Source organism: Mesorhizobium sp. M0514, assembly GCF_040321145.1.
Lineage (GTDB): Bacteria > Pseudomonadota > Alphaproteobacteria > Rhizobiales > Rhizobiaceae > Mesorhizobium.
In genome coordinates, this window is record NZ_JAMYQZ010000156.1 from 1 (window position 1) to 7084 (window position 7084).

A 7084-nucleotide genomic window follows, 5' to 3' on the forward strand; every position below is an offset into this window, starting at 1 on the left:
GGCCGACGCGGCGGGACGGTTTTTGCGCCTATCGGCGCTGCTGTTCCGCCGTGTCGGGCGGAAGCTCGGAATGGGGCTTTGATAGGGCGTCTGCTGCCTGCCGCAGCAGTCGCTCGGCCTCGGTGACGTGGCCGCAAAATGCGGGCGGCTTCGGCATGGACGGAGATCGGAAAGCGCGCCTGGAAATGCAGGTCGCGCTCTATGCCGAGGCCAAGCGGCCCTTTTACGGATGCAAGCTCGGCCAGACTGACGCTGCCAAGTTCGGGGAAGCCGAAGCCGAGATCGCAAAGACCGAACAGCGTGTCGCCATCGGCGTCGAGTTCGCTCAGAAGCGAGGTCGCGGCACCTGTCGGATCAAACAGTTTCACAACGGGAAAATGGTCGATGTCGGCGCCGGCGGCGCCATGGGCGAGCAGTCGTGCGCGCAGTGGATTGGTGATCAGGATCATGGAAAGACTCCTTGTCAGAACGGGTCGCGTTGACTTCTTGCGTCTGGCGGGAGAAAGGTTCACCGGACCTTCCTCTGATCCGCCTCCCCATTAGAGACCGACCTCGAGCAGCTTTGCGCCGCGCGCGGACACATCGGCGCGTCCATCAGGAGGGTTTGCCCGCGTGGTGATCGGCTGGACGCCGGGAATGAGCGTCTGCTCCTTTGCGGCGTCGGCTCGGTCGCGGTCAGTTGAGGATCGCGCATCGTCATGCCGCAATCCCTTCTTGCGCCTCGCCTTCCGCATCGGCCGGAAGGCCAAACAGGAAATCAGCGGCCTTCGAAGCTAGGCTGGCGGCACGGAATATAGCGCGGTTGTCCTCGCGCAGCACCTTCAGCCATGAGCCGATGTAATCGGCGTGACGCACGGTCGGCTCGATGCCGAGATTGCTGCAGACGAAGGCGGCAGTGATTTCGGCGACCAATTCTTCACGCGCGTAGGCCTTGGAGCCGAACGAGCCGGAGAGGTCGCGAGCAAGCCGCGTCGGGTGGCCGGTCCAGTGGCCTAGCTCGTGAAAGCAGGTCCGGTAATAGTCAATCTGCTGATGGAACGCTGGCTGCGGCGGCACCTGAATGTGGTCGCTGCACGGCATGTAGAAAGCGCGATCGCCGCCGACCCTGAAATCCGCACCGCTGGCGAGAATGAGCGTCTCGGCCTGCGGCACGATCTCGCACTGTGGCAGCGGCTCGGCAGGGGCATGGAGGTGTTCCGGAAGATTGTCGCATTGCGCGACATTGAAGACGGTAAAGCGCTTCAGAAAAGGCACGGCCTGTGGTGCATCGCCCTCGTGGCGTGCGCGCTCCTTCTCGTTCTTTGGGACAAAGCGGTCGGCATGCACGATCGTCGTGCCGCGCTCGCCCTTCCTGACATTGCCGCCCAGGGCAAGCGCCTGCCGGAAGGTCAGCCAATTCTGGCTGGGATAGCTGCGCTCGATGACGGCGCCCCACAGGATGAGGATATTGATGCCGGAATAGGTGCGCCCCGTGGACGCATTCCTCGGCAGGCCGAGGCCTGCTTTTGCGCTGCCCCATGGCTTGACCCATGGCACGGTGCCGCGCTCCAGCTCGGCAATGATGCGGTCGGTGATCTCCTGATAGAGGCTTGCGCCTGGGCGCCTGCCCTTGCCTGCGCCAGCCTCTCCGCTGGTGGTACGCTTGCTGTTTGCACGCATGTGTTATCCTCCGCTCGCCAATCGCCGCGCCTTTCCCCGGAAGCGGGGTGGGCGGCGAGTCGCGACCGGAAAGGCCCGCCGTGGTAGGCGGACCGCATCCGAAGGACCGGAACGAAGAGGAGGACCCTGAGCGGCACGCGAAGGGTTGCGGGCTGCCGCGGCGGGTCTAGAAGGGAGTGCCGCCCGCCCCGCGCCACCGGGAAAGGACAACAGACAAACCGCGCCGCCCGCAAGGGCGGCGGCCGTCACAGCCCGAAGGGCTGCCCACGCCAAGGGGCGAAGCCGAATGGCCGAGACCGCCTGAGCTTGCCGAAGAAAAGCGGGCTCGGTTCACGAGCACCTGGTGCGCGTCGTCAGGCGCGCGGGCGCCCGCCAAGTTTTTTCGCACATGGTCAGGCGCCGCAGTTACGTCGAGAACCAAAAGGCATCGGCGCCGTGCGCGCGGCTTCCTCCGAAAACCAGCGCTCGCCTTTCAACAAATTGAGGCGTTGTCCCACTCAATATTCCTGTCCGTGATCATGATAGATGCGGCGCGCCCGCTAGGACCGGAGGCTGGAGAGAATCTCGCACGGATCAGCGTCAAGGGCCGCAGTTATGTCGAGAAACTCGATGACATCGAGACGCCGCTCTGCGCCTTCGTACTTGGCCACGAAGGATTGGGGACGACCAAGCTTGTCAGCCAGCTGCTTCTGGGTCAGGCCTTTGGCCTTGCGCAGCAAAACCAGCCGGGCCAGGAACCGCTGGTGGCGAGGCGATCGAAGGGATTTGGGCATGGAGGCGAACCGGTCGGGTAAAGACCGGATCAGCGACTAATCCCGGTTTCGGATTATCCCATTTTGGGATATACTGCCTGCGCTCACAGGCGAGGTTCGCAGGCATGAATGGACCAATGGGAACAGATGAGACTCGAAGCTCAAGTTTGAGCGATGAAGTCCCCTGGTCGGAGAACCTCACGAGCTACGACAGGGAGCATTTCACGATCTACCTGCGGATCCTGGATGCCTGCGCCGAGAATGCCAGCGAAAAGGAGATGGCCGAGCGCATCCTCGGCATCGACCCGTCCATTGACCCGGTCCGCGCCCGCAAAGCTCTTCGCAGCCATATCGACCGTGCGAACTGGATGGTGACGACCGGCTACAAGGAACTGTTCGCCGCGCCCAATGCCACGTGTTTCGAGTAGGCAAGTCTCTGTAGCCAAATTCGGCAGCGCACGGCCGCGACAGCGGGCGCTGCGGGAGCGGTCACAACTGGTTCGCGTACTGTTTGACTGCCATTTCCAGTGCTTGCATCAAAGGCACAGCCTTGGAGAAGAGGAAGCCTTGAGCGGTTCGGCAACCAAGCTTGTGCAGGGTTTGCCGATCCGCCTCTGTTTCGACGCCCTCGGCCATGACCTCGATCCCGAGCATGTCACCGAGTTCGATGACGGATTTGACAAGCAGTCGGTCCTCTCGGGACTTGGCCAAGCCGCGAATGAACCCTTGGTCTATTTTCACCTTGCGTATCCGACGGTCCTTGAGAGATGCCAAGGTAGAAAAGCCGGTGCCGAAGTCGTCGAGCGCGATGGAAATACCGGCATGCGAAAGCCGTCCGAGCTTTTCATCCACTCTGTCCGGATCCACCGGCGATTCTTCGGTAATCTCGATTTCGAACATCGTCGCAGGCAGGCCTCTTGCGGCCAGACCATCCAGAACCATGTCGTCGATATCGCCGGCTTCCAGTTCGCGCGGGGAAACATTCATCGCCACACGAATGTTACGACAGTCAGCTTTCACCAAGCCGTCGATAAAAGCACAACAGTCGGCGAATACGGTTTGCGTCAGCAGCTGAAGCATTCCGGTTTCGCGTGCGGCTGTGATGATTTCGGGTGGAGAGATGGCACCATGTGTCGGATGGGACCATCTCAGCAAGGCTTCAAAACCGACCACGGCCTCGGTGTCGAGTTTCACGATCGGCTGGAACCAAGGTTGCAATCTTCCCGTCTTTATCGCCGAATGAAGGTCCCGTTCGATGGACTGGCGGCGTTGGAGTTCCCGGTCGAGTTCGGCATCGAACAGGCAAAATTCGTTCCTGCCATGGCGCTTGGCCGTATAAAGGGCGATATCGGCCCGCAACAGCATTTCAGTCAGGCTCGACGTCTGCGCCAAGTATATCCCTATCGATGCCCCGACGCGCACGGACGCGACCCCGATATAGGGGCGAGCAATTTTGGCTATGATATTGGAGGCGAGATCACTGGCAGAAAGCGAAGCTCTCGTTGAGGGAAAAACCAGCACGAATTCATCGCCGCCAATACGAGCTAGCGTTGAGCCTTCCGGTGCTTCCTGCTCTATGCGGCGGGCGATCATGACAAGCAGTTCATCACCGGTCCTGTGACCGTAGGTGTCGTTGACAGATTTAAAGCCGTCCAGATCAATCAGCATTGCCACGAAGGGGCCATCCGCGGTCTTGAACCGACCGATGGCGTGTTCAAGGCCCCGCCTGTTGAGAAGGGCGGTCAAATGGTCCTCCCTGGAGTTGCGCTCCATTTCCGACGCAAGTCGCTCTGCCTCATGTCTCAGGCGGCTTGCTTCGCGGAAGCGCGCCTGCCCAACAAACGAAGCTCGGACCAAGCCGCCCATGAAGAGCAGAACGGTGAAAGCCAGAATGTAGCGTTCAAAATTGCCTTTCGCCAAAAGGCACGCCACCGTGATGAGGAGTGGAGGTGTGATGAAGCTGGTCGCCGCGGCGGCATACGAGCTGCCATATGTAACCGCACCAGCTGAAATGCCCGCCAGTATGACCAGATGCATCGGTGCTTGAGGTGTTGTGTATCCAACAGTCAGCACGGCCGGGAAGGACCAGGCAAACCCTGCCAGAAGGGCAAGGACGCCAAACATGCGAAGGCGCGGCAAAACGCCAAGCAAATCCTGATTGCGCCCCGTTTCCTTTAGCTGAAAACGGGCGAGTGCAAGCCGGGCGGCATTTAGCGCATTGACGACCAGGAACCAGCTTGCAGCGGCAAAGCCGCCGCCAGAAAGGGCCTGCACCCCGCAAATCAGGCCTGACAGGATCGCGCTTATCGGCATCGACACGAAGAGCCCGGCCCTCAGGTCAGCAAGCTGATCCTGACGGATTTTGGCCTCCAGCGATTCTTCTTTCTTTAGGGGTGCCATGAATGGACCAGCTTGCTTCCGTCATTGTTCGCGAGGACCAAACCTATGCAAGCCCACTGAAGGACGGGTTAACTACCCAGCGAGGGTAACCAGTGCGCTCACCATGCTTCGGGTCACACCTTTGGCTTAGCATTGCCGAATCATCAAGGTTTCGCCCGCGCGCGTGCCTTGATCCGAATCATGCCATGATCGGCAACGTCACCAGGAAGCAGCCTTGCCCGCGACGCTGCGCGCCAGCAAGACAAAGAAGCCGCGCCGAGACAGCGCTCCAGAGCGGTAGCGCTCTGTGCGATTCACCGCCTGAGCATGGCCGAAATGCCATGGCGGACAAAGGGAAGATGTTGGGCAAAGCGGAGCCCAGCATGTCTTGCAAGCCGTGCCGCCGGGTGCTCGCTTGAGTAAAGACCGACAAGCATGTTGGTGGCATGATAGAGCGGCGCCGCCGACAGCCGCAGCCGGCTTTCGTATCTGCCGAGCATGTCGGGATCGGCAATGTCGCGGCGGGCGCGACATGCTGTCAGTATTTTATGAGCGAGTTGCTTCTGGCCGCTGAGGCCGATGTTGAAGCCATGCGCGGTCACCGGGTGCATGCCGATGGCAGCGTCTCCTATAAGTGCCGCACTCGGTGCCGAGAACTTGTGCGCCCAGGTCGTGACCAGCGGATAGGCATGGCGGGTGCTTGCCAGGGTCATCTGCCCGAGGCGTCCTCGACACCGGTTCATCAATTCCATGAGGAACAATTCGTCATCGAGAACAGACAGTCTATCGGCCTCGATTGAGCGCAAAGTCAGAAGCAGCGACGACACGCCTTCCATGAGCGGCAACATCGCTATGGTCTGATGGTGGTCGAACCATTCGACCGCGATCTGGTGATGGAAGCGCTCGTGCCTCACTCGGCAAATCAGCATGGAGTGGCCAAGCGGATGGATGTTGGCGCCAATGCCGAGCAGGTCGCGCATCGCGGACAAACGCGAATCCGCTGCTACGAGCAGCCGAGCGGCCAATTGCCTGCCATCAGAAAGCGTTATGACCGCCTCGTCGTCGCTGGTTGTTGCATTCACGACCGAGTTGCCGCACAGCAGCCGGGCATGATCCTGGAAGTAGACAATTTTGAACAGGGCATCGCGGATCCGACAATTTGGGACCAGAAATCCGAGTGGTTCCCCAGATCCGCTGCGAGTATCGAAGCACAGGGCGAAAGGGCTCGATCCGTTGAGCACGCGCGCGCCATGAAGCGGTGATTTCTCAGATGCGGGCATGGCGTCCCAGGCGCCGAGCTCGCGAAGGATTCTCACCGATGCGTGCGTCAGCGCGATCTCGCGACCGTCGAAAGCCGGATTCGCCAGGCTGTCGAGCGACTGCCGTTCAACCACTGCCACCTTGAGTCGGCTCAGGGCGAGCGATGCTGCGAAGGCAAGTCCGACCGGCCCAGCTCCGACGACAATGATGTCGAATGTGTCGACAGAGCCGGCCATCAGCGTGCCGCCATAGCGGCTATCTGCGATACGAAGCGCTCTTGAAGCATCGCAATCACCCACGGTTTGCCGCTCATCTCCCCATCGTCGATAGGCATGCGTTCTCCGTTGGAAGCCTGGTCAATGAAACCACGCCGACGAAGAGATAACGCTGATCTGGATCAACCAGGCTCGATAACCCGGCAACGGCGGGTTCACGGTCGAGTGGTCGATTGCCGTGAAAACGTTTGCATGTCTAGGCATTCTGAATGGTCGGCTTCCCAATCGCGTGCCCCTACTGGCCAAAGGTTCGGCAACGTATTGTGGCTGATCCGTTCTTCGCACGCGCGCCGATATCATCATGACGAGGCAATCCAGCAAAGACTCGGTCGACTGACGACCAGCATCCGCACAGTCGTTGGGCGCCGCCAACCGGTTCAGCCTCGCGGCTCTTCCCGATCGATAAGGATCCGCTGGGCGGAGCCGTCGAGATCTTGGTATTGGCCGCTCTTCAGATCCACAGGAAGCACCGGTCCAAGCCCCACCAAAACAGGCAGCGGCCATCGCATTCCGTCAGGACGGGCATCTTGCTGCCGACAGCGTACTCTCCGCCCATGACGGGCGCTGGATGTTTGATCCCAGGCTTTGATGGCGCATACTTTTCGTCCGAATCAAAGGATGCGCTATGGGCCAGGTTCTTCATGGGAGCGCCACGACGACAGAGGCGATCCGTCGAGCGATACAGCACAGTCAAGAGAGCCTGAGGGCGCTGGCGAAGCGCTACGGCATCAATCAGAAGACGGTTAGGAAGTGGAGGAA

General features: G+C 60.6%; 6 protein-coding genes and 2 pseudogenes. 2 read left to right on the forward strand and 6 right to left on the reverse strand.

Features of this window, described 5'->3' with window-relative positions:
• Positions 1-28: 28 nt before the first annotated feature.
• The 3 genes and pseudogenes from NKI61_RS31795 to NKI61_RS31805 form a co-directional block, all read right to left on the reverse strand.
• Positions 29-449, reverse strand: a pseudogene (locus NKI61_RS31795) (DUF2958 domain-containing protein).
• 247 nt (positions 450-696) lie between these two features.
• A complete protein-coding gene (locus NKI61_RS31800; RefSeq protein WP_023697813.1) occupies positions 697-1659 on the reverse strand; it encodes an ArdC family protein in 963 nt (320 codons plus the stop codon).
• 539 nt (positions 1660-2198) lie between these two features.
• Complete coding sequence (locus NKI61_RS31805; RefSeq protein ID WP_023708050.1) at positions 2199-2432, reverse strand: helix-turn-helix domain-containing protein; 234 nt, start codon at positions 2430-2432, stop codon at positions 2199-2201.
• 104 nt (positions 2433-2536) lie between these two features.
• Here NKI61_RS31805 and NKI61_RS31810 point away from each other — a divergent pair, with 104 nt between their 5' ends.
• Complete coding sequence (locus NKI61_RS31810; RefSeq protein ID WP_352842303.1) at positions 2537-2839, forward strand: DNA -binding domain-containing protein; 303 nt, start codon at positions 2537-2539, stop codon at positions 2837-2839.
• Positions 2840-2900: 61 nt separating this feature from the next.
• Here NKI61_RS31810 and NKI61_RS31815 read toward each other — a convergent pair whose 3' ends face one another.
• The 3 genes from NKI61_RS31815 to NKI61_RS31825 form a co-directional block, all read right to left on the reverse strand.
• The gene (locus NKI61_RS31815) at positions 2901-4811 is read right to left on the reverse strand and encodes a putative bifunctional diguanylate cyclase/phosphodiesterase (RefSeq protein ID WP_352789905.1); all 1911 of its coding nucleotides are present in this window, start codon (positions 4809-4811) and stop codon (positions 2901-2903) included.
• A gap of 293 nt (positions 4812-5104) precedes the next feature.
• Positions 5105-6286, reverse strand: coding sequence for a 5-demethoxyubiquinol-8 5-hydroxylase UbiM (gene ubiM / locus NKI61_RS31820; protein ID WP_023747249.1), 1182 nt, complete (start codon positions 6284-6286; stop codon positions 5105-5107).
• A gap of 416 nt (positions 6287-6702) precedes the next feature.
• Positions 6703-6834, reverse strand: coding sequence for a cbb3-type cytochrome oxidase assembly protein CcoS (locus NKI61_RS31825; protein ID WP_156932385.1), 132 nt, complete (start codon positions 6832-6834; stop codon positions 6703-6705).
• A 116-nt stretch (positions 6835-6950) separates the two neighbouring features.
• Here NKI61_RS31825 and NKI61_RS31830 point away from each other — a divergent pair.
• A pseudogene (locus NKI61_RS31830) lies at positions 6951-7084 on the forward strand (helix-turn-helix domain-containing protein); the annotation flags it as partial.

Excerpts from the sequence above, each read along its gene's own strand:
- NKI61_RS31805 (WP_023708050.1), bottom strand. The coding sequence starts at position 2,432 with ATGCCCAAATCCCTTCGATCGCCTCGCCACCAGCGGTTCCTGGCCCGG.
- NKI61_RS31815 (WP_352789905.1), bottom strand. The coding sequence starts at position 4,811 with ATGGCACCCCTAAAGAAAGAAGAATCGCTGGAGGCCAAAATCCGTCAG.
- NKI61_RS31810 (WP_352842303.1), top strand. The coding sequence starts at position 2,537 with ATGAATGGACCAATGGGAACAGATGAGACTCGAAGCTCAAGTTTGAGC.
- NKI61_RS31825 (WP_156932385.1), bottom strand. The coding sequence starts at position 6,834 with ATGCGATGGCCGCTGCCTGTTTTGGTGGGGCTTGGACCGGTGCTTCCT.
- ubiM (WP_023747249.1), bottom strand. The coding sequence starts at position 6,286 with ATGGCCGGCTCTGTCGACACATTCGACATCATTGTCGTCGGAGCTGGG.
- NKI61_RS31800 (WP_023697813.1), bottom strand. The coding sequence starts at position 1,659 with ATGCGTGCAAACAGCAAGCGTACCACCAGCGGAGAGGCTGGCGCAGGC.